This is a genomic window from Bacillus mycoides (assembly GCF_001757995.1).
GTDB lineage: Bacteria > Bacillota > Bacilli > Bacillales > Bacillaceae_G > Bacillus_A > Bacillus_A mycoides_B.
Genome location: NZ_LXLV01000040.1, coordinates 20,276 through 43,401 on the forward strand (window position 1 = coordinate 20,276; position 23,126 = coordinate 43,401).

A 23,126-nucleotide genomic window follows, 5' to 3' on the forward strand; every position below is an offset into this window, starting at 1 on the left:
CCATTATTATCAACACGAACCTATTTATAGGAGTGATACAATGAAAATTTACGTTGATGCAGATGCTTGTCCTGTAAAAGATGTAATTATTTTAGAGGCTACGAATGCAGAAATTCCTGTTACCCTCGTTACTAGCTTTTCTCATTATTCTAATGCAGAACAGCCAGCAGGTGTGGAAACAATTTATGTTGATTCTGGAGCAGATGCTGCGGATTACCGGATTATGCAGTTAGCAAAAAAAGAAGATTTAATCGTAACGCAAGATTACGGTCTTGCTTCGCTCGCTTTAGCAAAAGGCTGTATCGTTCTACACCATAAAGGCTATAAGTATACGAATGAAAACATTGACCAACTATTACAAACACGTTATTTAAGTGCAATGGTTCGAAAAAGCGGCAAGCGTACAAAGGGGCCAAAACCATTTACAGCAGAAGATAAAGAGAAATTTAGAGAGCTCTTTAAAAGTGTAATTTCACTTTAGAAATGAACCTTCTATTTGTAGGGAAAGCTTTGCAAAGAAAAGAAGAGAATATCCAAATGAACATTCTCTTCTTTAGGTTTACCCGTTTAAAATGAAGGTAAATTATCTAAGTTATTTTCTTTCATACCATCAGGCTCGCTACGTATAATATCCCTGCCATACTTATGAAATACGTCCACATGAGCTAACTTCCCTGATTTTGCTTCATCAAGAGCAGTAATATAATCTAACTCTCTTCCACTACTTGTTTTAAAGGCAATTAAATCCCCATCATCATTTTTACGAACTGCAACAATTTGTTCTGCTCCTGAATCGACTTCCTGGGCTACTTCCAAATGGGCTTGCTCTTCTCCTTGATGTAAATAATCATTATAAACTTTTTCAAAGTCTTTTTTATCCATAAAACTCACCTCCAACACATTTTATTAGTATGGTTGGGAGGTATTGGTTTTATGTACTTGGATCTACACTTGTGTGTTTTCAAATGAAAACATAGTCCCCTCACTATTTGATTGTAAAGTGTATTTTATATCGAACATCTTTGATATATCTTCAATATTTTTTAAACCGAGTCCCGTTCCTTTACTATTTATATCAAACCCAATCCCGTTATCTCTAAAGGAAATAATATCATCGCCTATGAGGATCTCAAGTTTTTTAGCTTTTGAATGTTTAAGGACATTTTGAAAAATGTTATCAAATAGCCTTTGAATCCATAACTCATTACTATTCCATATCAACTCTTTATCTTGTGGATTATATACTAATTCAATTTTATGAATGCTATACAAATAGCTCCATTTTTTAATCATATTTTCTATTAAATTATGTATATTCACTTCATCATTCACAATATAAGTATTCTCTAAGGTCTCTGTAGATTGAATATTAAATTCGTTAGTTAAATCACTTATATATTGTATCTGCTCATACATTGATTCAAGTACTGATGCTTTTTCTTCGTATTCGCCTTCTAAATAATATAATTGTAATCTAACCGCCGTTAAGGGTGTATTAATATCATGCCGTAATTTATTTAATAGCTCTTTTTTTATTTGTTCCTGTTGTTGTAGTTCTAATTCTCGATAAGTCGTTCTTTCTATAAGCAAGTTTACTGACCTAATCAGTTCTCCCATCTCATCATCGCTTTTGACATCTATTATATTAGGAATTTTTTTATCACTAGCTAAATCTCGAATCGTTTGATTTAATACATTAATTTTATTTAATACTGTGTTAATCGATTTTGAAAATACAAAAGCTAATACTAATAGTGATAATAAAAATATGATTAACATAGTAGGATATGCAAAAGATTCGTGAAAAGGAATGTTCTTATTTTTAGTTTTAAAGGCAGCATTATAAATAACTGATACAAAGATACTAATCGACACTAATAACAATGGTACGCTAACAATAGCGGAGAATAGTAGTAACTGATATTTTTTCTTTAAGTTCATTTCTTCATAAAGGTATTTAGTCTATACCCTTCTCCATAAATATTCTGAATAATATCACCTGTTTTATCATTAATTTTGGTCCTGATTTTTTTTATATGTACGTTCATGATATTTTGATTTCTATCTTCGAGTTGCCATAAGTAATCAAAGAAGTGTTCTTTTGTTAGAATTCTATCTCTATTTTCATATAAATAGAAGAATATTTTACGCTCAATCGCAGTAAAAGCAACTTCATCACGCAAACCGTTAATTAGAACCCTTTTATATTCTGCATCTATAAATAAATGTTTAATTTGCGTGAAAGTACCATATTGATTATCTAACATTTTCTGAATCCTCAACAGCAGCTCTCTAGGATCAAAAGGTTTTATCATGTATTCTTCTCCAATAGTCAAACCTTTTAATTTACTATCAATATCATTCCGAGCTGATAGAAATATAATTGGAATATTTAATCCTAGATTTTTTATTTTCTTTGTAATTTGATAACCATCTTCACCCGGTAACATAACATCCATTATGACTAGGTCTATTTCATGAATTACATCAAGAACATTCTTTCCTTCTTTCTTCCAATACACCTTATACTTCTCGCGCTGCAAAATTTTTTGTAATAAATCCCCTATCATCAAATCGTCTTCAACAATTAATATGTTATATTCTTTCATTATGTAGACCTTCCATCGCTAAAATAACAATAGCTTAGTTCTTCACTACTTTATTATTAATAAAATCCATTGCAATTTTGTATATTTCATCAGGAGCGTATAAATAAATACTATGTGTACCTTCAATTATTTTCACATCCGCTATTAATAACTTGCTAGCAAACTCCTCATAATTTTTGTTCTTTTGCTTTGTATACTTCGAATCTTTATTTTGCCTAGCAATCGCATCTATAAATAAAATAGGTGTTTCTTTTGGGATTGATAAGGAATTTGATTTTTTACCGTTATTGTAGCTTTGTAAAAGTTCTTGCCTCATATCATCGTTAAAAGCTTGTTTATATGTAAGCGCTCTATAAATATCTTTTTCCTGTTCGTTTAAAAAGGGTTGCCGAATGACTTCGGGGTTATAAGTGATAGAAGGAACTAATCTCTGAAAACCAATTTTCGTTAAAATATTCATCCCTTTTATTCTTAATGAATCAACTACGCCTATTTTATGAGTTACATACTGTTTAGGTAAACCAATATCTAACGCAATAATCGCTTTTACTTCACTTGGATATTTTTGTGCCCAGTAAATAGCCTCTATACCCGATAGAGAGTGTGGCACTAAAATATAGGGAGGTTTATTTCCACTCCTAATAAGCGCTTCTCTCGTTTGTTCTAATATCGTATCAATGTCTCTATCATCTTGAAAAACATCACTGTATCCATAACCAGCTCTCTCAATTACAGAAATCTTGTTTTCTTTCGAAAATTTACTATACAACCCTTTCAATTCATAAACAGGAGCGGCAATTCCAGATCCGGCCATAAATACAAACGTATCCTTCCCGCTCCCCTCATTATAAACATTCATTTTTTTATTATTGAAATTAACAAGTTCCCCTTCATTGTTCATTAATTTCGATTCCATTCTTAATTGATAGTTATGATATATAAATACAGCGCCTGTTCCAAAGAAAATAATGCTAATACACACAAAAAATATAATCTTTACTATCTTCAATAATTTTTTCATATGATACCCCTTTCAACTTATACTGAAAGGGTACAATATAAAAATAAATTTCTAATAAATTTTTGAAAATTAATATTTTCACTTTTTATCTAAGTATGGACTACTTTTAAAATTTCCAATTCAAAGGCCTTTTTTAATATCTACGCAATTTCTTCAAAGTCTCCAATATATCATCTGTAAAGGCAGTAGCCCCTTCATTCTCTAAAGCTCTAAAATATAAACTTCTTAAGAACTCTCTAATATTTTGTACTAAAATATCATGTTGAGGATGTGGGATGTCTTCAACAATTGCTATACTATGTAGCCAATTGCTCCACTCTTCTTCAGTTAAAAGATTTTGGTTACGTAACGACATAATTGGCTTTACTAATCTCTCATCCTCAAAGTTTATGTATACGTAATCACTCAATCGAACCTTCTGACGAACGGCAGCAAGGATTGCATATGAAAACTCACGATTTCTTATCGTACGTGCTAAAGCATCTAGTGCATCAGCCGCATGTGCCGTAGAGTGTGCCCAGCCTTTTCCTTCTACGTAACCTCTTACATCTTCTTCTAAATATACATATTCCAGAATTTGTTCTGCCACACTGTACAGTTGTTCTTCAGATAACAGCGGTTCTCTTTCATGAACAGATAAAATAAGTGGCGGGATTAAAACAGAGAACGCACGTTTAAAAACAGAGTCTGTTCCTTTTTCACCAATTTTATAAAATAAATAATCAGGACTAATTGCTTGTAACATTAATCCTCGTAACTCTTTTTGTCTAAATACATCATTTGTAATCCATGTGTGAAGCGTACTATAAATTAATTCATCACGTAATTCAGCATCAGGTGATCCGATATAATCTAGCATCCACTGTGCATATGGATAAGCGTCCACATCTTCTGGTACAGCATAGTTATTATTTTTAATTTGTTGTAATTCTGCTTTTAATTCTTGTACTTCCATCATTATATTTTCTATCCCCTTTTAAAGATTTTTTATATTTCCCCTTTTACCTTATCTCCCAGCAATTCATTTCATAAAATTAAGTAGATTTCTAAAATCGTTTTCACTATGTATCTATCCTTCTATGAAGTTGATTCAATTATATAAAATTTCTCCTGAGAAATAAAAGGAAATACATTGGAACACCAAAGCTTCTCACTTTGTTTACATGCATTTCATGTAAGTTTAGGTTATAAATTTTCATTTGTATTCAAACGTAGTTACAATCAAAATTCGAATCATTTTAGAACTTGTTTAATAAATTCTGTTTTAGCTTTTGTGTATGCTTCTCTATCTTGGTTAAACCTTTTAGCTAACTCTTGCTTTAGATTTGAATAATCATAAACCAATTGTGGATTTTCTCGTAAGCGGTTACGAAATAAAAGTTGTTGCTCCCATCGTTCAGTTCCTTTAATCATCAAATGCAGATGAGCTGCACGCCTATTATTCTTAACTTTCACAAAGAACCTTCTCCAAGGTCTTTCATCTAATTCCGGGCCTACATAATGCCAATCATATATAGCCAATTTTGCTGAAATATCGAGCACTCTATCAAATGATTCTGTTTCAGCCATTAGATCAATGATAGGTTTTGCAGGTAAACCAGGTATGGATGTACTGCCTATATGTATTACTTTGCTTATACCGAGAGGAGCAAGCAGTTCATAAAGTTGCTGTTCTTCATATCGGCCTTTATCTTGCCAATCAGGTTTTGCATTAACTATCTCTACTGACTCATTCGCCCATACAGGCCAATCGTTCGGATTATCTTTTTTATCCACCCAACACATCCCCTCTCACGAACTTTTTGTTATATAAACGATTTTAAATTCCTTTAAATACAACTACCGTATCATCAAAATTACTATTCTGAAATATAACATTCGCACATTCTTTCGGATTATGCTCATCTATATACATCTTACAAGCCGCATGATATCTGTTTATAAACATTTTCTCTGCTTCTTCATAACTTCCAAAAGCCTCAGTCTCACGCTCTGCACCACGTTTTCTCGCAATCTCAAAATCTGTATCTACGAAAATTTTATAGTCAAATAGATACTCAATTTCTTTTTTCAATAAAAATGTTCCATCTACTATTAGCACCATATTTGGCGGCGCCACTAGCGGCGTATTATGTACAGGCATGTCCGTTATTAAGTTATGAGAAATCGTTTCATACTGTAAATTCCCGTTAGGTCCTAAAGGCTTTAATAGCCTTTCTTTAAAAGCTGTATAATCGTGTGCATCTCCATAATACCCTCTTGCTGATTCTTTGCCTTGTGTATAGCGAATCACTCTTGGATTATGAAAATCGTCAATGCTGGCGCGTGTTACTGGTACTCCTCGTTTTTTTATTTCTTCCGCTAGTTCGTTTGCAAATGTTGTCTTTCCTGAAGCTATAATACCGCTTACTCCAACTCTTATTGGATGGATTAAGTTTAACGTTAAAATATGATTTGCAATTTCTTTCATTCTCTTTTGGCGATGCATGATTTTTCCTCCTTACTAACTAATTATCACTACTATAATTTTATTATGTTAACAATAAATAGTTCCTCTGCCATTTTAAACAATTAAACTCTATTATTTTATCCTACCTTAATTTTCAGAATAAACAAAATAAATATTGATTCTTCCCATTTAGTAAGTTATATTTAAATCGATAAAAAATAACTTATCGATAAAATTTTATTTTCAATTCATTACATACAAGGAGGTTTTCTAATGCAATATGAAATGATACTTGAATCAAGTGAACAAATTCATGCTCTCTCTCACCCTTTAAGACAACGTATTCTATCAATCTTATCATCTAAAGAATTAACGAATAAACAAATTTCTGAAGTGTTAGGTGAAACAGCTCCGAAAGTACATTTTCATGTTAAGGAACTGCTTAATGCTGGGATTATTAAACTAACAAAAGAAGAAATACATGGTTCAATTGTGGAAAAGAAATATGCAGCTTCAGCACGCTCTTTTCGTTTATCTTCATCACTAGAGTTATCTAAAGCAGATGAACATAAACTGTACGAATCCACATTTCATGAAACTTATCGCAATCTTATAGAAAGTATCGATTATTATGAAGGCGCGCTATCCAATTCACAAATTTTCCAACAACAAGTTTTGTTAACAAACGAAGAAATCAGCTCTATTCATAAACATTTATCTGCAATCCATGAAATATTAAATGGATCACAAACAGAAAAGAAAAAGACTACCAAAAATTCATCACCTTTTTCTCTAAGCTATTTCTTTCATCCTACACCTTTAAATCCAACTAACGGACTTAAAAGTGATTCATGAAAAGTATAGTGACCAATTCTCTTTTTGCTAATAGAAATTTTTCTCTGTTTTTCTTTGGTCAATCCTTATCTACAATTGGTGATGGATTCCAACAAATCGCCATCATTTACTTAATATTTGATATGGGTGGAAGAGGCAGTGAAATGGCCTTTTCCCAATTATCATTGTTCCTTCCTCGTATTATGATTTTGCTATTGGGTGGCGTTGTTGTAGATCGTCTGAATGCAAAACAAATTATTTGGGTTACAGATTTATTCCGTTTCGCTATCATATCCATTTTAGTATTATTGTTAGCTTTCGATTCTTTAACTTTCCCTTTACTTTATATAATGCTTTCTTTATCAGGATTGGCTAGTGGATTCTTTTATCCTGCATTTAACTCCATTGTCCCTTCACTTGTAGAAGTAGCAGAATTAGAACAAGCGAATGCTTGGGTGCAGTCCATTTCACAAACTGCTATTTTTATAGGTCCACCTTTAGCTGGATTAGTAATTAGTAATTTTGGCGTTACAACTGGTTTCATCATTAACGGATTTTCTTATTTAATTGCTTGCTTAACAGGAATATTAATAAAGAATAAAGAGATTATAACGAATAAAATGAAAGAATCGCATATTATAAAAGACTTTTTAGATGGTTTCCAACAAGTTTGGAACGCGAAATGGTTAAGAACTATTTTGATAGTTAATTTATTAGGTGGGCTAGCTGTAGTAGGTCCATTACAAATCATATTACCCTTGTATTCGAAAGAAGTTTTGAAAATTGGCACTTCTCAAATGGGTATTGTTATGGCTGCTTTCGGAATAGGATCTGTACTAGGTATGATGATGATTTCAAAGTTAAAGACCGAATATAAAACACTTCGGATGTTTTATATTCTTGAAATCTTCCAAGGAATTATTCTTTGTTTTGTAGCTATCCCATCACTCATTATTGTCGTTTTTGCTATAGGCATAGTCGGCATTTTAAATGGCATCGCTAGCATTATTATGATTTCAAAAATACAATCCAATGTCCCCTCATATAACCTTGGCAGAACGATGAGCTTTGTTACTTTAGCATCATTTGGAGCAGTACCTATTTCACAATTATTATCTGGCTGGCTATCCGGATTTATTCCTCTCAATTTTGTTTTTATTTTTTCATCTGGTTTATTGCTTATTGGTGGATTTTTTGGCGTGATTGTTTCTAAAAGAAATTCAACCGACAAAGCAAAGAGAATATATGATAATGAAACTATTGGAGGTTAAATTGCAGATTGCATACAAAAACTAGAGAATGGCTCTCCTCTAGTTTTTGTATGCATGATATTCCTTACTTCCCCTTAAACCCTCGATACAAAGCAGTTCGTAACTCCTGCTTATATTCCTCAATTTCTGGCATATCGAGCTCCTCAGCTAGTCGAATGGCTAATTCAATATCATATGGTACACGTACGAGTTGAATGGAAAAGCTCGCTGCTTCTTTTTCATTGTAAGTTCCTTCAAAAATTAAATAGGAAGCTTGCGTAATTTCAAGTGGATTTCCTACGCTACCAGCATTACATAACGTTCTCCCCCTAAAATTTTGAACGTATGCTTGATGAACGTCACCGTAGCAAACAACATCTGGTTTTCTTTCCCCTTCTATATTCTCTGTCAACTCACTATTTTCGAACATACTAACACGCTCTTCTCTTGAAGCGTGTGGTTGAATTCTTTCATACAAACTTCTCGGTGAAGCGTGGAACATACGAATGAGTTTGCCGCTCATAAAAAATTCAATTGAAAATGGTAAGCTTCTTAAATACTCATTTTGTTCTTCTGACAATTGTTTTTGATGCCATTTTAACGCTTCAAATTCAGTCGGTTTTGTAATAAAATCATCCCAGTTTCCCATTACAACCCCTTCACATTCTTTACGAACAATTTCAATTACTTCGCTAGAATGAGGGCCTTTTCCTACTAAATCTCCAAGACAAATAATACGCTCAATACCTCGTAATTTAATATCTTTCAGTACGGATTCTAATGCCGGAATATTACCATGAATATCTGAAATTACCGCTATTTTATCCAAATGAAACCCTCCATTATCTATTGTTTATTATATCCACATGATATGATTGATACCATTTTGGAATATAGGATGAAAAATGATTATGATCTTCTAAAATTCTGTTTAATCTCTCTTTCATATCCTCTACTAAATGTGGTGTACTTCGGTTTGTCCATACGATGTCCGCTGGGAATGTCATTGCTGCATATAGTGAATACAGTTTCCAAAAATGGAGTGACGGATTGCCTCCGCAATAACCGTGAACTTGTCCAACCGCAAATGGTTTGCTTATTCTTGTAGTAAAAATTGCTACATTATAAAAATCATGTATTGGATCGCCAAAATCATATCCACCAAAATCGATAACGATAAACTCTTTATTATGAATCATACTATTTGCTGGATGAAAATCATCATGTAAAAATGTGATTGGACGATTTTTTAATAAGTCCTTATGATTTTCTACAAAGGTTAATACTGGCTTCATATCTAGAAAGTCTACCTCTAAGTCTGTTAATGCTTTCAAGTATCTCTCGTACTTGTTCCACCGAAACATTTCCCACGAATCAATGACATTCTCTTTTTCTATTGCATGAATTCTCTTTAAAACTTCTCCAGCTCTTTTCCCCGCAACATACTGCTCTTTCACCGATAACTTACCTAAACTCTCTTCTCCATTTACTCCGTCAATCCATTCAAATATTTGAACGCATTTATTTAATTCTTCCAGTCTTATGAAATGAATTAATTTTGGCGTCGGGATATGTAATGACTCCAACTGTTTCATATACGTATATTCTTCTTGTTTTCGTTCAAAATTAGCAGAATCACACACTTTTACAAAATACGTTTCTCGATTCTCTAATTCAACTTTATATTTCTCTTCATGTGAAAAACCTTTTGTAATAGCTGTACATTTTACAATATGAGGCCACCCTAGTTTTCTCTCTATCTCTCTTAACATTTCCTCCACAAAGTTCACCTCTATTCATATATGTACAAACTACCTAACACCTCATGCACTTTTTTATTTCCCCCTTTAAACCCCACCGCAAATGGATATTCCCCGTACTGCATTAAACGTTCTTTTACTAGCCCTTCCCCAATCGGTTCACAAAATTGTACGCTAATATTTCCAAACGATACACTTTGACATTCAGCATTCCACTTTTCATTTCTTATGACTGCACTTACTGTAAGCCCCATTACTTCGTTCCATTTCTGAACTGTTTCTCGAACGTTTTTTACCGCATAATGAATCGTTTCAATTTCTTCTACTTTGTTTTGATGTTCAGCAATCATCCCTATTTTACGTAAATCGTGTCTTCTTTCTTCATCCGTTTCATTCCACTGTATAAAGAATGGTAATTTCGGTCCGTCCACTTCCTGTTTTACAAATAACATTTTCCATTCTAATAGGTGACCATCTTTTCTCACACGTTTCCCTTCAAATGGTCCTATCGTATGTAATCCATGCTTACTAAACTTAACTACTAGTTCTTCAATTGCATCTGTTCGAATTGCGATTTGTAGCATTCCTTCTCCATTTTGTAATTTCACGACCGTTTCCTGTACTAATGGATTTTCTGCTTCTTTCGCTTTTTCTTCATGCTGAACTGCTAAAAATTCTATATATGATAAGTCAAAATAACATAAACTATTCCAAGTACCCCAGTTTGTATGCTCACCGCCTAACGCAGTATGAAAACCTAGTGCCTGTATTTGTTTTGCCGCCTCCTCAGGCGTACAATGAACTGCATGAACGAGATGATCAAATGCTAACATGTCTTTCTCCCCTTTCTCTCCATCCTTTTATTGTATATTTTATTTTTCTTTCATTCAATTCAAAAAAAATAAAACCTAGTTGATTTATACGATTAATATGTATTATAATTAAACAAATTTAAATATTGCTGATTGGAAAAACCAAAGGCACTTTTCTCATACGGGAAAAGTGCCTTTTTATTTATTATTACAGGGGGATTATTTATGCAGAAATTAATTATCTTTGCTATTATCGGATTTTTCGCTCAATTGATTGATGGAGCGCTTGGAATGGCGTATGGGGTAACGTCTTCCTCTTTATTATTAATGTTTGGTATTGCACCAGCTGTTGCTTCAGCATCAGTTCATTTAGCGGAGGTAGTCACAACTGCTGCTTCCGGCGCATCTCATATACGCTTCGGAAACGTTGATAAATATACGGTTTCTAGACTTACATTGCCAGGAGCGATTGGTGCTTTTGTCGGAGCATGTTTTTTAAGTAATTTACCGGGCGATGTTATTAAACCGTACATTTCCTTATTTTTATTTACTTTAGGGGTTTATATTTTATTACGATTCATCATTCAAAAACAAATTGTTGCTTCAAATAAGCGTATGTCTGCTAAACAACTTGTGCCACTTGGCTTGTTCGCAGGATTTGTTGATTCAACTGGCGGTGGTGGCTGGGGACCTATTACGACACCTGTTCTTCTTGCAAAAGGAAATGATGCTAGAAAAGTTATTGGGTCTGTAGATACGAGCGAATTTCCTGTTTCACTCGCTGCAACAATCGGCTTTTTCATCTCACTTGGTTGGGAACAAATAAGCTGGGTTTGGGTATTTGCCCTAATGCTTGGTGGTATTGTTGCCGCACCAATCGCCGCATGGTTAGTACGCATCGTTCCTTCGCATTTACTTGGCGTACTCGTTGGCGGACTTATTATCTTTACGAATATACGTACATTACTTACAGCATTTAAAGTTGATCCAACTATTATTACACTTTCTTATGTTGCAGTTGGCCTTATCGTTATTATCTCTATTTTCATTTCTGTCCGTAACCATTCGAAACATTCAACAATTGGATACCCGGCAAATCAAAAACAAATGCTACCATAATTAAGTAAAATACCGCCCGATTTACTTCGAGCGGTATTCTTTATTTTTCAATCTTCCAATTTATCATCGTTTCAGTACTATTTACTCTTTTCATATGTAATTTCTCTAATACACGAATAGAGCTATAGTTATCAAGGAGTGTCTCCGCTATAATCGTTTCCACTTCTCCTGTTTGAAAAGCCCATTTCATTAATTCACTAACTGCTTCTGTTGCATACCCTTTATTCCAATATTTCTCAATAAATCCGTAACCAATTTCTACTGTATGTTGCTCGTTCGGTTTCCCTTTAAATCCTATATCACCTAGAACAACATCATCCTCTTTCCGAATAACATACCACGCGCCCCACCGTAATAAAGCCGCATCTTGTTTCACATTTTCTATATGCCCTAAAATATGCGGGCCACTATTGTATCCTTGATTATTCGCAATTTGAACCCATTCTTCCGTACACGGGATAATATGTAATCTTTCCGTTTCTAATTTCATAACGATGTCCCCTTTTCAATTAAACAATACTACAATTTTACTATAAATATATAGAATATTCATTCTTTTTCACGCGCACATATGTTTATTCTTTGAAACAAAATATAAAACTAATCCCCTTTTGATATTTATGTCGAATTATATTTTCTGAATTTTCTTTTAATTTTAAAGGGTTTTTCAATATTTTTTGCGAAACATTTGTATAACAATTTTTTCTTTGCTTATTGCTACATAATAGTAGGTTCGGGTGGAGTTTTGCAAGCGTTTCCTATACAATAACCGATATTTTTTGACTTTTCCTAACAAAATTCCTTGCAATATTTTCAGAAAGTCATTACAATTGCCATATATTAAAAATCTTAGCAATATATAAATCCTCATCAATCCGATGAGGTAGAGGTTGCGACTTTTAAAAGTAAAACGGACGAGACACAGAGAATGTCACCCGACTCCGTTTGAAAGGAAAAGTTGCCGAAGTTTATATTTCTTCTCTGGAAATATGAGCTGGGGCTGTCTCCGAAAGGAACAGAACTGTCACGTTTACAAAATTACCGTGTAGACGTGGGGTGCTATCTTAACGGAAGGGTATGATGGGGTGGTTATTTGTGAAACGTTCCGCCAAATTCCTTTGGTGGTTTTTTGTATTTTTCTCCCCCGCTCCTTCCTATCTTACAAGAAAAGGAGTGTTGAACATGAATAGCGCAACGAATCAAACTACCTCTAAAACGCAAACTACACAAGGACAAGGTGAATTAAAACGTGGATTAAAATCTCGTCACCTTACGATGATTTCTCTCGGTGGTACAATCGGTACCGGACTATTTCTTGCCAGCGGTGGTGTTATCCATTCAGCTGGTCCTGGCGGTGCACTAGTCGCATACGCTGCAATTGGAATTATGGTTTATTTTTTAATGACAAGCTTAGCAGAACTCGCAGCTTACATGCCTGTTACTGGATCTTTTAGCACTTATGCAACAAAATTTGTTGATCCATCACTTGGTTTTGCACTTGGATGGAACTATTGGTATAACTGGGCGATTACGATCGCTGCTGAACTCGCAGCCGTAACATTAATTATGAAATTTTGGTTCCCAGATACCCCTTCTCTTATTTGGAGTGGACTTTGTTTAGCTATTATTTTTCTCTTAAACTATTTATCTGTTAAAGGTTTTGGTGAATCTGAATATTGGTTCGCACTTATTAAAGTAGTTACTATTATTATCTTTTTAATTGTCGGTTTTATGATGATTTTTGGAATTATGGGCGGCGAAGCTGTCGGCTTTAAAAACTTCACTGTTGCAGATGCACCATTTAACGGTGGCATCATGGCAATTATCGGTGTATTTATGGCTGCTGGTTTCTCATTCCAAGGAACTGAATTATTAGGAGTGGCTGCTGGTGAAACTGCTGATCCAGAACGCAATATTCCGAAAGCAATTCGTTCTATCTTTTGGCGCATTATATTATTCTATATTTTAGCAATTCTCGTTATCGGTTTATTAATTCCTTATACGACTGATAGCCTTGCAGCAAGTGATGTTACAGTAAGTCCATTTACACTTGTATTTGAAAAAGCGGGCGTTGCCTTCGCTGCTTCTGTTATGAACGCTGTTATTTTAACTGCAGTTCTATCTGCTGGTAACTCTGGTATGTACGCATCAACTCGTATGCTTTGGGATTTAGCTCGCCAAGGGAAAGCACCAAAGTTCTTAGGCAAATTAGATAGCCGCGGTGTACCTGTTAACGCATTAATCGCAACATCAGTAGTTGGTAGCGTCGCTTTCATCGCTTCTTTATACGGTGACGGTGTTGTATACATTTGGTTATTAAACGCTTCTGGAATGTCAGGATTTATTGCTTGGGTAGGAATTGCTGTTAGTCATTACCGTTTCCGAAAAGCTTATGTTGCACAAGGGAAAGATTTAAAAGATTTACCGTACAGAGCAAAATGGTTCCCGTTCGGTCCAATCTTTGCATTTACACTTTGTGTTATCGTTATTTTAGGTCAAAACTACGGAGCATTTACGGGAGCATCTATCGACTGGAACGGTGTACTCGTTTCTTACATCGGTTTACCACTCTTCTTAGTACTATGGTTAGGCTATAAATTTACTAAGAAAACGAAAGTCATTCCACTTGATAAATGTGAACTGAAATAGAATATAGTATAGCAAAACGAGCAAACAAATTTGTTTGCTCGTTTTTTATTACAATTCATCTCCCTTCCCTATTTTCACTGTTTTTGCAATAATAAAGTAAATACACTTAAAGGTTGGGATTACATGAACATTCGTATTACTGATGAAGCAATAGCAGCTATACATAGACTAGAGCGTGAAGACAAAAAGATTATTCGCATTAGAGGGACAATGACAAACTCTTGTAGCATTTTTGTTGATGTTGATTTAATTTGGGATACATATAATGCAGATGATGTTGTATATGAGGATGAAATGCTTATTGTACAAATGGACTCATTTACAAAAGATTACACTGGTGATACGGTGAAACTTGATTATAAGACGACTGGTTTTAGTATTACGACTCCGAGTGAGACTTTGGTTTATGGATTGTCGATTAAAAAATAAAATTGTTTTTGTCAGACCGCTGAGGTGAAAAAATGAGTAAATACGTTCCATTAAAATTTTTATTCAACAAAGAATTAGCAGAAAAAATGGCTGATTCTATTTCTAAACATGATCCTAATTTCTCTAAAAAAAGCTTTGTAGATTCTGTAACATGTAAAGTTGAAAATTTAGAGTTAAAACAACGTGTAGAAGTAATAGCAGATGAATTACACAATGCATTACAAAAAGATTTTAATGAAGCAATACATATATTACTGAAAACATTGGGACCAGAAAATACAACAGAAGTAGGTACATTTACAAACGGATACGTGTACATGCCTATTGCAAAATACGTTGAAAAATATGGGCTTAACGATTTTGAATCCTCATTTAATGCAATGTATGAAATAACAAAAAGAAATACTGCTGAATATGCTATTCGTCCTTATCTTGAAAAATACCATGAAGAAACTTTGGACATATTGCAACAGTGGTTACGTGACGAAAACAGCCACATCAGGAGATTAGTTTCAGAAGGTACTAGACCAAGACTTCCTTGGGCTAAAAAAATTGGGGCTTTGAAAGGTGACTTTAAGAACAATCTAAAGCTTTTAGAGCCATTAATGAATGACCCTTCTAAATATGTTCAAAAATCAGTAGCCAATCATATTAACGATATTACGAAAGAAGATAAAGAACTCGTTTTTCAATGGTTGCAGGGATTGCTAGATAAAAAACATCCTGTTAATCCTTGGATTATGAAACATGGGTTAAGAACGGTGATAAAAAGTGGCACTTTACCAAAAGATTTTTGTTTTTAAGTATTTTAAACAAAAACGCTTATACTTCAAAAATGAAGTATAAGCGTTTTTTCTCTTTAAAACATTATCCCTGCCTTAAAATATTTTGAAACATTTCTGGCTTACATTGTTCAAAGCTCTCTATTAATTCTTTTCCAAATATCGTTATACTCTCCTCCCACGGATGCCCTAAATAGCCCCACTTAAAGTCCTTCTGAATAAAGAAATAATAATCTCCATTTGGAAAAATCGGGATTGTCCACTCATCAAATTCATTTCTATCGAACTTTAAATGTGGATTCACCCAATAACACTCATGTTGCCAATCAAGTGCCATTATATATTCATTCGATACCGTATTCTCTTTAAAAACTAGTAATGCTTTTTCTTCCAGATCGTCATATACATTTAAATCTACCGATTCTCCAAAGCAATGAGAAATATCATATGTCACAAAAGGACTTGGCACCTTAAATGATGGGAATATAGAAATACTTGGTGAAAACTCAAAATCACTATATACCCTATCCCATATTTGATCGCTCTCTTTGTCTGTAAACTTCATCCAATTTTTCATTAAACAACTGCCTTCCCTTATAATTTCAAAGGATTTCCTCTTGGTTATCCCGAATATATAAATAACTATTCTCACAAGGAGCGAATTTCTATGAATCTATTCGAACACGAAACGTAAAACTGCTTCTCCTTAATAAGAGGTCCTCCCTTTTTTCTCATCATATCACTCATTTTAAAAAATAGGAGGACATAATTATGAAACGTGATCCATTATTTCCAACTTTTTTAGAAAGTGCAAATACAAATTTTAGTGGCTGGGATTTTTCTTTCATTTCAGAAACTGGCCGTATGAATAGCGAGCCTTTATCATGGTCATACGGTAGCACAGCCTTCCAGCTAATGCAGCGTGCAAAATCAATGCTAGATATGGGGACTGGCGGCGGAGAGTTTTTATCTATGTTACAACCGTTCCCGCCAACTATTTATGCGACTGAAGGCTACGCTCCTAATGTACCAATTGCACGAAAGAAATTAGAACCTTTAGGAGTTACACTCGTAGAAGTGACTGATGATACTTTACCATTTCAAGATAGTCAATTTGATTTAATTGTGAATCAACATGAATCATATGCTGCTTCCGAAGTAAAAAGAATTCTTTCTCCAAATGGTATATTCCTTACTCAACAAGTTGGCGGTCTTGATTGTGCGGAGCTTAATGAGCAGTTTGGCACACCACTTAATAGCGAATTTTCAAGTTGGTCACTCAAAATGGCATGTAATGAACTAAAGGATAATGGATTGACTATTTTGGAAGCGAAGGAAGAGTTCCCTCTTCAGCGTTTTTATGATGTCGGTGCTGTTGTCTATTACTTAAAAGCAATTCCGTGGCAAATTCCTGATTTTACAGTAGACAGCTATACCGAGGAATTGTATCGTATACATGAAATTATCTTGCAAAAAGGATATTTCGATGTGAAGCAACACCGCTTTATTATTAAAGCAAATTATGAAGAGTAAACCTTGAATTAGCATTCCCTACAAAAAAGCCAAATCCCAATAAAGGATTTGGCTTTTTCTTAGTATTTTAACGCATCTTTTCCTATTGAGAAACGAGATGTTTTACATATCGTTTTTTCGTATCATCTTCTGTCAAAAGTGTAGTTGTATAATCAATAATATTCCGGTTATCATACGTGAATGTATGCTCTAATTTGTTTTCTTCTTTTAATACTCTTGGTAAATATCTTTGCAAATTGCTAACTACACCTCTATTATCACCATCTAATATCCAATCAATTGACTTCCATTCTAATATACCTTCATCTGTGCTTACTGGCGTATCAATATGTACTCTATCTGGTAAATCAGCAAGGAATACATACATTCCCTCACTATCCTGAGGTTCGTCTTTATCTTTAAAGATAACATTCCCTTTATACGTTGCACTATGAAGCTCTATACCCGTTTCCTCAAACGTTTCTCTAATTATTCCTTGGTATGGAGTTTCATTATCCTCGATTTTCCCTCCAACGCCATTCCACATTCCCATTGTTGGCTTTTTGTTTCTATTTAAAAGGAGTATGTTATCCCCTTTTCTAATGAAGCATATTGTGTACTTATACATATCGTCATATCCTTTCTATTTCCTAGCCGTTAACTTACTATAAAAGCGTTAATTATCATCCTCTTTATAGGAGCACCTACGGATTAAAAGGTCCCTTTAATTCATTGATTGTTTTTTGATGAAAATAAAATAAAAATACTAAACTAGTCTAGTATTTTCATTTTCGAAAAAGGATAATATATAAATTCCACCTTACCAATAACGTTATCTTCTTCAATATAACCTAAACCATTTCGACTATCCTTACTATGCTCACGATTGTCTCCCATTACAAATAACTTATTTGGCGGAATCTTTGTCTTTTGAAAGTTGTAAAACACTTGTGTATTGTTGTATAAATCTTTATTTATATAAGATTCATCTTGCTTTTTGTCATTTACGTATACAGTTCCATTCATTATGTTAATTATGTCACCAGGAAGTCCTATTACGCGTTTTACATAATATTTCGATCCATCTACTTCCTTAATAATGACAATTTCTCCGTGCTGTAAGCTAGAAAAATGTACAGCGGCTTTATTTACAAATACGTAGTCTTCTTCATGTAATGTTGGCTGCATTGATTTTCCTTCCACTTTACATAAAGTGAAAGACTGGTACGTTACTACTAGGACAAATATAAATAGTATGTATTTTCCCCAACCTCTCTTAATCTCCTCTTTCATATCTATTCCCACCTTATCAAAACACTTTTCAATTCAAAAATATATCACTGCACCTGTTCATTTGCGCAGTGATATACTACAATTTGAATTTTATTTTACTGTGCCGTACTCGGCTGTTGTGCTACTGGGACTAGACTTACACCCGATCGCTGCGTTTTCAAATCAAAATATGCATCCAAAATCTCTTTACCAATTGCAGAATTAATACCTGATTTATCATTATTCACCCATGGCACAACAACAGAAAAAGCGACTTCCGGATCAGCATCATATGGCGCATACCCGGCGAGAGTTAAATTATAACATTTTTTTCGATAGTTGTTTTCATCTCTGCCAATATCACTTTCTCCACCGTACACTGTTTCTGCTGTTCCTGTTTTTCCAGCCGGTTTATAAGGTAAACCTTTAAAAGTTCCAGTACCTGTCCCATCAACCTCCTGGAAAACTCTTCTAAATCCTTCTTTCACATGATTTATATATGACAGATCCATATCCACTCTGTTTAACACGACTGGTTCCATTGAGTGAATAACTTTTCCGACTTCCTCTGGTCTATTTGGCTGCTCTCTAATTTCTTGTACAATTTGTGGTTTCATTCGGTAACCACCATTTGCAATCGTTGACATATATTGCGCAAGCTGCAGCGGCGTATATGTATCATATTGCCCAATCGCATAATCAAGTAAAAAACCAGGTATATTATCGGTTCTACCCATTTGACCAATCGATTCATTTGGCAAGTCAATACCGGTTGGTGCACCTAAACCAAATTGTCTAAAATAATAACGCATTTTATTGAACGTTTCTTGTTTAATATCTAACGGACTGTTTGGTACATAATCAATACCTGCCATTTTTAAAGCTGTATTAAACATATATACGTTCGATGAAACTTGCAAAGCTCTTAAATCATCAATATCTCCAAATTCTTTCCAAGATTTCTTCGGCTTCGAACTTCCTTTAAAGTACATTGGTGCATCAAAGAAATGCGTATATGGCTTAATCACCCCTGCTTGATATCCAGCTAATAACGTAGCTCCTTTGACCGTTGATCCTAACTCATAAGAGCTTATCATCGTTCCTAAAGCGTAGTCTTCTATTTGCATCCCGCCGTCTTTATTTACAATTTTCTTTCCTGCTAATGATAGAATTTGACCATTTTTCGGATTCATCATAACGACGAATGCACGATCCATCATCGGTTCAGAAGAATGAAATGCCCTTAAATTTCTTTCAAGACTTTCCTCCACCTTTTTCTGTAAATCCATATCAACTGTTAACATTAAATTATTTCCACTTTTTCCTTTTGTCACTTTTTCAGTCCGAATAATATTCCCAGCTTTATCAGTAATATTTTTAGACTGTTCTTTCGTTCCATGTAACACATCTTCGTATTGTTTTTCGATGTAACTCTTACCAATACGATCATTTCTGTTATAATCTCGTACTAAATAATAGTCTAATTGCTCCCTTGGTAATCCCTCATTCTCAGTAGAAACACTACCAAGTACAGAACGTAGTATTTTATCATTTGGATATTCGCGCTCCCAATCCACAGTCGTATCTACGCCTGGCAAGATCGATAATCTTTCACTCACTACTGCGTATTCATTTTGACTTACATCTTTTTTGACGATTTGTGGCGTCATTTTATATCCCGCATTCATTTTACTTTTAATTGCTAGTACTTCTATATCCTCTTTCGAAAGCTCGTTTAATTCTTCTTGTGTAATTCTTTCTCGTCTCAACTCTTCTACTTTCTTATCTAAGTCTTTCCCTTCTATTTCCTGCTTCCTAAATTTACTCTCATCTTCTTTCGTTACTTTTGTTGCTGCACGCTTTTCGTTTAACTGCATCCAAAAATCTTTTTTATCTGTCTCTGTTAACTTGTCCATATCTTCTTGTGGCATTTCAATTAGCTTTGCTAAATTTCTTGCCACTATTAAAACCTCTTTTGAGTCCACTCCTTTCATCTTCGTATATGTAACAGTTCGTAACGGTTTATTATTTACAATAACTTTCCCTTCCCGGTCAAACATCTTCCCTCTCGGAACTGGAGTACTCACCGTTACATCTTCCTTTTTATTCACTTCATTTCGATACGTTTCTCCGTCAATGATTTGTACTTTACCTAATTGAATAATAATAGCTGAAAATAAAAGAAACACGATAAAAAATAGTACATTTAACCGAAACGGAATATGAGTCTTTTTCTTTTTCGACTGTTTCTGCTTCTCCTTTTTCTGTCTCATTTTGCTCCCTCGCTTCATTCTATTAACATTTCTCTACATAAAACATACGTTCACTACAGTACAATCAAATACATCATTATGTATCAAATTTAATTTTATGATATATATAGAATTTTATATTAATTACAAAAGAAATAAAAGATTTAATTTTCAGTTTTTGTATTTCGTATCCTATTTATTACCATTCCCCTTAATACGCAATAACATGAATATAATTCATACAAAAAAACTGAGGTGGACATCATCCACCTCAGTTTCTTTACGAAAACAAAAACTTATTTAATCGAAGATAACCCTTTGGCAAATTCACCAATCTTATTTTGAAAAATAAAATCAAAATTGTATTCTTGTCCCGTTAATTCTTCATTTACTAAAATTGTTGTTGCGCCTACTTCCCTCTTTGCGATTTCTGGGAATGACGCGACAGGCTGTACTTTGAGTGACGTCCCCATTACAAGAAGTACATCTGTTTCATATAAACGTTTGATCGCATTTTGATACTGAGGTAACGTATCTCCGTATAAAACAACATCTGGATTTAGTATGAAATTACACTTCTCACAACGCGGCACTTCATGATCAATCATATATTGTAAATCATATCCCGTTTTACACTTTGGACAATGCGCTGTTTGCAATGTTCCATGTAAATCAATTACATGTTTACTACCACCTACTTGATGTAAACCATCAATATTTTGCGTTAAAATCGTTATGTCTTTTCCTTGTTCTTCTATCTCTGCTAAAAAGCGATGCCCACGATTTGGTTTATATTGATGAAACGTATTAATTTGAAAGATTTCTTTATAATGCTTCCAAAACTCTTTCGGATTTCTATTATAATAGCCTCTCGACAAATACATCTCTACATTCGTATCAGCATATAATCCATTTGCTGAACGAAAATCAGGGATTCCACTTTCCGTACTTGCACCAGCACCTGTCAACACTGTAATTTTCTTTGCCTTTTCTAATATTGAACGTACTTCCTCATATTGCTGCACAAAAATCACCTCTATGTATATTCCTATACTTATTATACCAGTTGTTTACAGTAGGTGTTGTACAATTCGGTTTACTTACTACGTTGCATTATCTAAACCCAAACTTTTTTGGGCGTAATTAAAGTTTCCAAGATAACTACTGTTCAATTAAAATACAGTTATTTAATTTTAATTCCGCAAACTGGCATAAAACCTTTCGAAAATTCAAACCAGCTCTAAGAATAATTGTTTATCTTATGAATTCACAACTGATTATGTTATGGAAAATGTAGTCGGCCTTGCTAGGAAACACAAAGATACACTTGTTGGTAATGGCGTAAGCTAAAGCACTCTCACAATCAATTCTGGATTGTTTAGAGGTAGATTCAGTGAAAGGTGTGTATAATGAGCAAATGACGATTTTTCAATTCATTTAGAAAGCAGCCAGAAGGCTGCTTTTCTTCATCGATGGGCTTAGATAGTTATGGACTACTGGGAGCCTCTTAAGTTATACTTGTATAATATCAAAAATTAATAAGGGGTAATATTAACATTATGAAAGAAAAAAACGAACTTGTTCAAAGTATTCCTCAAACAGGATTTTTGGGGCATCCAAAAGGATTATTCACTTTATTCTTCACTGAGTTTTGGGAAAGGTTTTCTCATTACGGAATGAGAGCTATTTTGCTGTATTATATGTACTATTCGGTCGCAAAAGGTGGATTAGGAATTGATCAATCTACCGCAACCTCGATAATGGCAATTTACGGTTCCTTACTGTTCATGTCTAGTATTATCGGTGGATGGATATCGGATCGTTTATTTGGTCCAAGTAAAACCGTATTCTTTGGTGGCGTTTTAATTATGATTGGCCATCTTATTTTAGCTTTACCGGGTAGTAAAAGTGCGTTATTTATCTCTATGGTCTTCTTAATTCTAGGAACAGGGTTGTTAAAGCCTAACATATCGAACATCGTAGGAAGTTTATACAGTAAAACAGATGCGCGTCGTGACTCAGGGTTCAGTATATTCTACATGGGTATTAACTTAGGTGCCTTACTTGCACCTTTAGTTGTCGGAACATTAGGTCAGCAATATAATTTCCACCTTGGTTTTGGAGTTGCGGCAATTGGTATGGCAATTGGGTTAGGGGTATTTGTTGGAACAAAACAGAAAAACCTTGGTCTAGTCGGTACACAAGTACCTAATCCATTATCAGATTCGGAAAGAAAAAAGACTATTAATTGGTCTTATCCCTGTCAAGTAGACAATATTAAAAAGACTAAGCAGCCATCGAGATTCGATATTCTATCGGAGCTCGGTGGTTGAGTCGTTTTTGGAACCGTTTATAGTTATAAAAATAAATATACTC

At 34.1% G+C, this 23,126-nt stretch carries 25 protein-coding genes, 1 pseudogene and 1 riboswitch; of the genes and pseudogenes, 9 read left to right on the forward strand and 17 right to left on the reverse strand.

What is annotated here, in order from left to right; translation table 11 throughout:
- Positions 1-40 precede the first annotated feature (40 nt).
- Positions 41-481 (forward strand): YaiI/YqxD family protein, encoded by a 441-nt coding sequence (locus BWGOE10_RS15105; RefSeq protein ID WP_070143817.1) that lies wholly within the window; start codon positions 41-43, stop codon positions 479-481.
- Between the two features lie 86 nt (positions 482-567).
- Here the strand turns inward: BWGOE10_RS15105 and BWGOE10_RS15110 are convergent, their stop codons facing one another.
- The 7 genes from BWGOE10_RS15110 to BWGOE10_RS15140 all read right to left on the reverse strand — a co-directional run bounded on the left by BWGOE10_RS15110 (position 568) and on the right by BWGOE10_RS15140 (position 6,118).
- Positions 568-882 (reverse strand): DUF3892 domain-containing protein, encoded by a 315-nt coding sequence (locus BWGOE10_RS15110; RefSeq protein WP_070143819.1) that lies wholly within the window; start codon positions 880-882, stop codon positions 568-570.
- A gap of 63 nt (positions 883-945) precedes the next feature.
- Positions 946-1,941: a sensor histidine kinase gene (locus BWGOE10_RS15115; protein WP_070143821.1), complete on the reverse strand. Its 996-nt coding sequence runs from the start codon at positions 1,939-1,941 to the stop codon at positions 946-948.
- Positions 1,938-2,609, reverse strand: a complete 672-nt coding sequence (locus BWGOE10_RS15120) for a response regulator transcription factor (protein ID WP_070143823.1) — start codon at positions 2,607-2,609, stop codon at positions 1,938-1,940. The genes BWGOE10_RS15115 and BWGOE10_RS15120 overlap by 4 nt, the downstream gene beginning before the upstream one ends.
- A gap of 34 nt (positions 2,610-2,643) precedes the next feature.
- Positions 2,644-3,630, reverse strand: a complete 987-nt coding sequence (locus BWGOE10_RS15125; protein ID WP_070143825.1) for an alpha/beta fold hydrolase — start codon at positions 3,628-3,630, stop codon at positions 2,644-2,646.
- A 133-nt stretch (positions 3,631-3,763) separates the two neighbouring features.
- A complete protein-coding gene (locus tag BWGOE10_RS15130; RefSeq protein WP_070143826.1) occupies positions 3,764-4,588 on the reverse strand; it encodes a DUF2785 domain-containing protein in 825 nt (274 codons plus the stop codon).
- 275 nt (positions 4,589-4,863) lie between these two features.
- Positions 4,864-5,406: a GrpB family protein gene (locus BWGOE10_RS15135; protein WP_070143828.1), complete on the reverse strand. Its 543-nt coding sequence runs from the start codon at positions 5,404-5,406 to the stop codon at positions 4,864-4,866.
- Positions 5,407-5,449: 43 nt separating this feature from the next.
- The gene (locus tag BWGOE10_RS15140; RefSeq protein ID WP_070143830.1) at positions 5,450-6,118 is read right to left on the reverse strand and encodes a uridine kinase; all 669 of its coding nucleotides are present in this window, start codon (positions 6,116-6,118) and stop codon (positions 5,450-5,452) included.
- A gap of 234 nt (positions 6,119-6,352) precedes the next feature.
- Between BWGOE10_RS15140 and BWGOE10_RS15145 the strand changes: the two genes are divergently transcribed.
- Both BWGOE10_RS15145 and BWGOE10_RS15150 read left to right on the forward strand, forming a co-directional pair.
- Positions 6,353-6,934: a winged helix-turn-helix domain-containing protein gene (locus BWGOE10_RS15145; protein ID WP_070143832.1), complete on the forward strand. Its 582-nt coding sequence runs from the start codon at positions 6,353-6,355 to the stop codon at positions 6,932-6,934.
- Complete coding sequence (locus BWGOE10_RS15150) at positions 6,931-8,184, forward strand: MFS transporter (protein WP_081338141.1); 1,254 nt, start codon at positions 6,931-6,933, stop codon at positions 8,182-8,184. The genes BWGOE10_RS15145 and BWGOE10_RS15150 overlap by 4 nt, the downstream gene beginning before the upstream one ends.
- Positions 8,185-8,248: 64 nt before the next feature.
- On the opposite strand, the gene BWGOE10_RS15155 is transcribed toward BWGOE10_RS15150, so the two are convergent.
- Genes BWGOE10_RS15155 through BWGOE10_RS15165 form a run of 3 tightly spaced genes read right to left on the reverse strand, consistent with a single transcriptional unit; the run spans position 8,249 to position 10,756 of the window.
- Positions 8,249-8,992 carry a metallophosphoesterase family protein gene (locus tag BWGOE10_RS15155; RefSeq protein WP_070143836.1) on the reverse strand — a complete coding sequence of 248 codons (744 nt, stop codon included), beginning with the start codon at positions 8,990-8,992 and terminating at the stop codon, positions 8,249-8,251.
- A 13-nt stretch (positions 8,993-9,005) separates the two neighbouring features.
- Positions 9,006-9,944 (reverse strand): aminoglycoside phosphotransferase family protein, encoded by a 939-nt coding sequence (locus BWGOE10_RS15160; protein ID WP_070143838.1) that lies wholly within the window; start codon positions 9,942-9,944, stop codon positions 9,006-9,008.
- A gap of 11 nt (positions 9,945-9,955) precedes the next feature.
- Positions 9,956-10,756: a VOC family protein gene (locus BWGOE10_RS15165; protein WP_070143840.1), complete on the reverse strand. Its 801-nt coding sequence runs from the start codon at positions 10,754-10,756 to the stop codon at positions 9,956-9,958.
- A gap of 204 nt (positions 10,757-10,960) precedes the next feature.
- Here BWGOE10_RS15165 and BWGOE10_RS15170 point away from each other — a divergent pair, with 204 nt between their 5' ends.
- Positions 10,961-11,854, forward strand: a complete 894-nt coding sequence (locus BWGOE10_RS15170; protein ID WP_070143842.1) for a sulfite exporter TauE/SafE family protein — start codon at positions 10,961-10,963, stop codon at positions 11,852-11,854.
- A 40-nt stretch (positions 11,855-11,894) separates the two neighbouring features.
- On the opposite strand, the gene BWGOE10_RS15175 is transcribed toward BWGOE10_RS15170, so the two are convergent.
- On the reverse strand, positions 11,895-12,344 hold the full coding sequence (locus BWGOE10_RS15175; protein ID WP_070143844.1) for a GNAT family N-acetyltransferase: 450 nt from the start codon (positions 12,342-12,344) through the stop codon (positions 11,895-11,897).
- Between the two features lie 386 nt (positions 12,345-12,730).
- Positions 12,731-12,924: riboswitch (Lysine riboswitch) on the forward strand.
- A gap of 112 nt (positions 12,925-13,036) precedes the next feature.
- Between BWGOE10_RS15175 and BWGOE10_RS15180 the strand changes: the two genes are divergently transcribed.
- The 3 genes from BWGOE10_RS15180 to BWGOE10_RS15190 all read left to right on the forward strand — a co-directional run bounded on the left by BWGOE10_RS15180 (position 13,037) and on the right by BWGOE10_RS15190 (position 15,735).
- Positions 13,037-14,503 carry an amino acid permease gene (locus tag BWGOE10_RS15180; protein ID WP_070143846.1) on the forward strand — a complete coding sequence of 489 codons (1,467 nt, stop codon included), beginning with the start codon at positions 13,037-13,039 and terminating at the stop codon, positions 14,501-14,503.
- Positions 14,504-14,626: 123 nt separating this feature from the next.
- Positions 14,627-14,932, forward strand: a complete 306-nt coding sequence (locus BWGOE10_RS15185) for an iron-sulfur cluster biosynthesis family protein (protein WP_070143848.1) — start codon at positions 14,627-14,629, stop codon at positions 14,930-14,932.
- A gap of 32 nt (positions 14,933-14,964) precedes the next feature.
- A complete protein-coding gene (locus tag BWGOE10_RS15190) occupies positions 14,965-15,735 on the forward strand; it encodes a DNA alkylation repair protein (RefSeq protein ID WP_070143850.1) in 771 nt (256 codons plus the stop codon).
- A gap of 64 nt (positions 15,736-15,799) precedes the next feature.
- Here BWGOE10_RS15190 and BWGOE10_RS15195 read toward each other — a convergent pair whose 3' ends face one another.
- A complete protein-coding gene (locus tag BWGOE10_RS15195) occupies positions 15,800-16,291 on the reverse strand; it encodes a DUF2716 domain-containing protein (protein ID WP_070143852.1) in 492 nt (163 codons plus the stop codon).
- Positions 16,292-16,485: 194 nt separating this feature from the next.
- On the opposite strand from BWGOE10_RS15195, the gene BWGOE10_RS15200 reads away from it, so the two are divergent.
- Positions 16,486-17,247, forward strand: a complete 762-nt coding sequence (locus BWGOE10_RS15200) for a class I SAM-dependent methyltransferase (protein ID WP_070143854.1) — start codon at positions 16,486-16,488, stop codon at positions 17,245-17,247.
- 82 nt (positions 17,248-17,329) lie between these two features.
- Here the strand turns inward: BWGOE10_RS15200 and BWGOE10_RS15205 are convergent, their stop codons facing one another.
- From BWGOE10_RS15205 to BWGOE10_RS15220, 4 genes are all read right to left on the reverse strand, one after another.
- The gene (locus BWGOE10_RS15205; protein WP_070143856.1) at positions 17,330-17,854 is read right to left on the reverse strand and encodes an NUDIX hydrolase; all 525 of its coding nucleotides are present in this window, start codon (positions 17,852-17,854) and stop codon (positions 17,330-17,332) included.
- Positions 17,855-17,997: 143 nt separating this feature from the next.
- On the reverse strand, positions 17,998-18,519 hold the full coding sequence (gene lepB, locus BWGOE10_RS15210; protein WP_070143859.1) for a signal peptidase I: 522 nt from the start codon (positions 18,517-18,519) through the stop codon (positions 17,998-18,000).
- Positions 18,520-18,614: 95 nt separating this feature from the next.
- A complete protein-coding gene (locus tag BWGOE10_RS15215) occupies positions 18,615-20,789 on the reverse strand; it encodes a peptidoglycan D,D-transpeptidase FtsI family protein (RefSeq protein WP_171903118.1) in 2,175 nt (724 codons plus the stop codon).
- Positions 20,790-21,046: 257 nt separating this feature from the next.
- Positions 21,047-21,775: an NAD-dependent protein deacylase gene (locus BWGOE10_RS15220; RefSeq protein ID WP_070143863.1), complete on the reverse strand. Its 729-nt coding sequence runs from the start codon at positions 21,773-21,775 to the stop codon at positions 21,047-21,049.
- A 534-nt stretch (positions 21,776-22,309) separates the two neighbouring features.
- On the opposite strand from BWGOE10_RS15220, the pseudogene BWGOE10_RS15225 reads away from it, so the two are divergent.
- Positions 22,310-23,002: pseudogene (locus BWGOE10_RS15225) on the forward strand (peptide MFS transporter); the annotation flags it as partial.
- Positions 23,003-23,036: 34 nt separating this feature from the next.
- On the opposite strand, the gene BWGOE10_RS34035 reads toward BWGOE10_RS15225, so the two are convergent.
- Positions 23,037-23,120 (reverse strand): hypothetical protein, encoded by an 84-nt coding sequence (locus BWGOE10_RS34035; protein WP_354267861.1) that lies wholly within the window; start codon positions 23,118-23,120, stop codon positions 23,037-23,039.
- Positions 23,121-23,126: the final 6 nt, after the last annotated feature.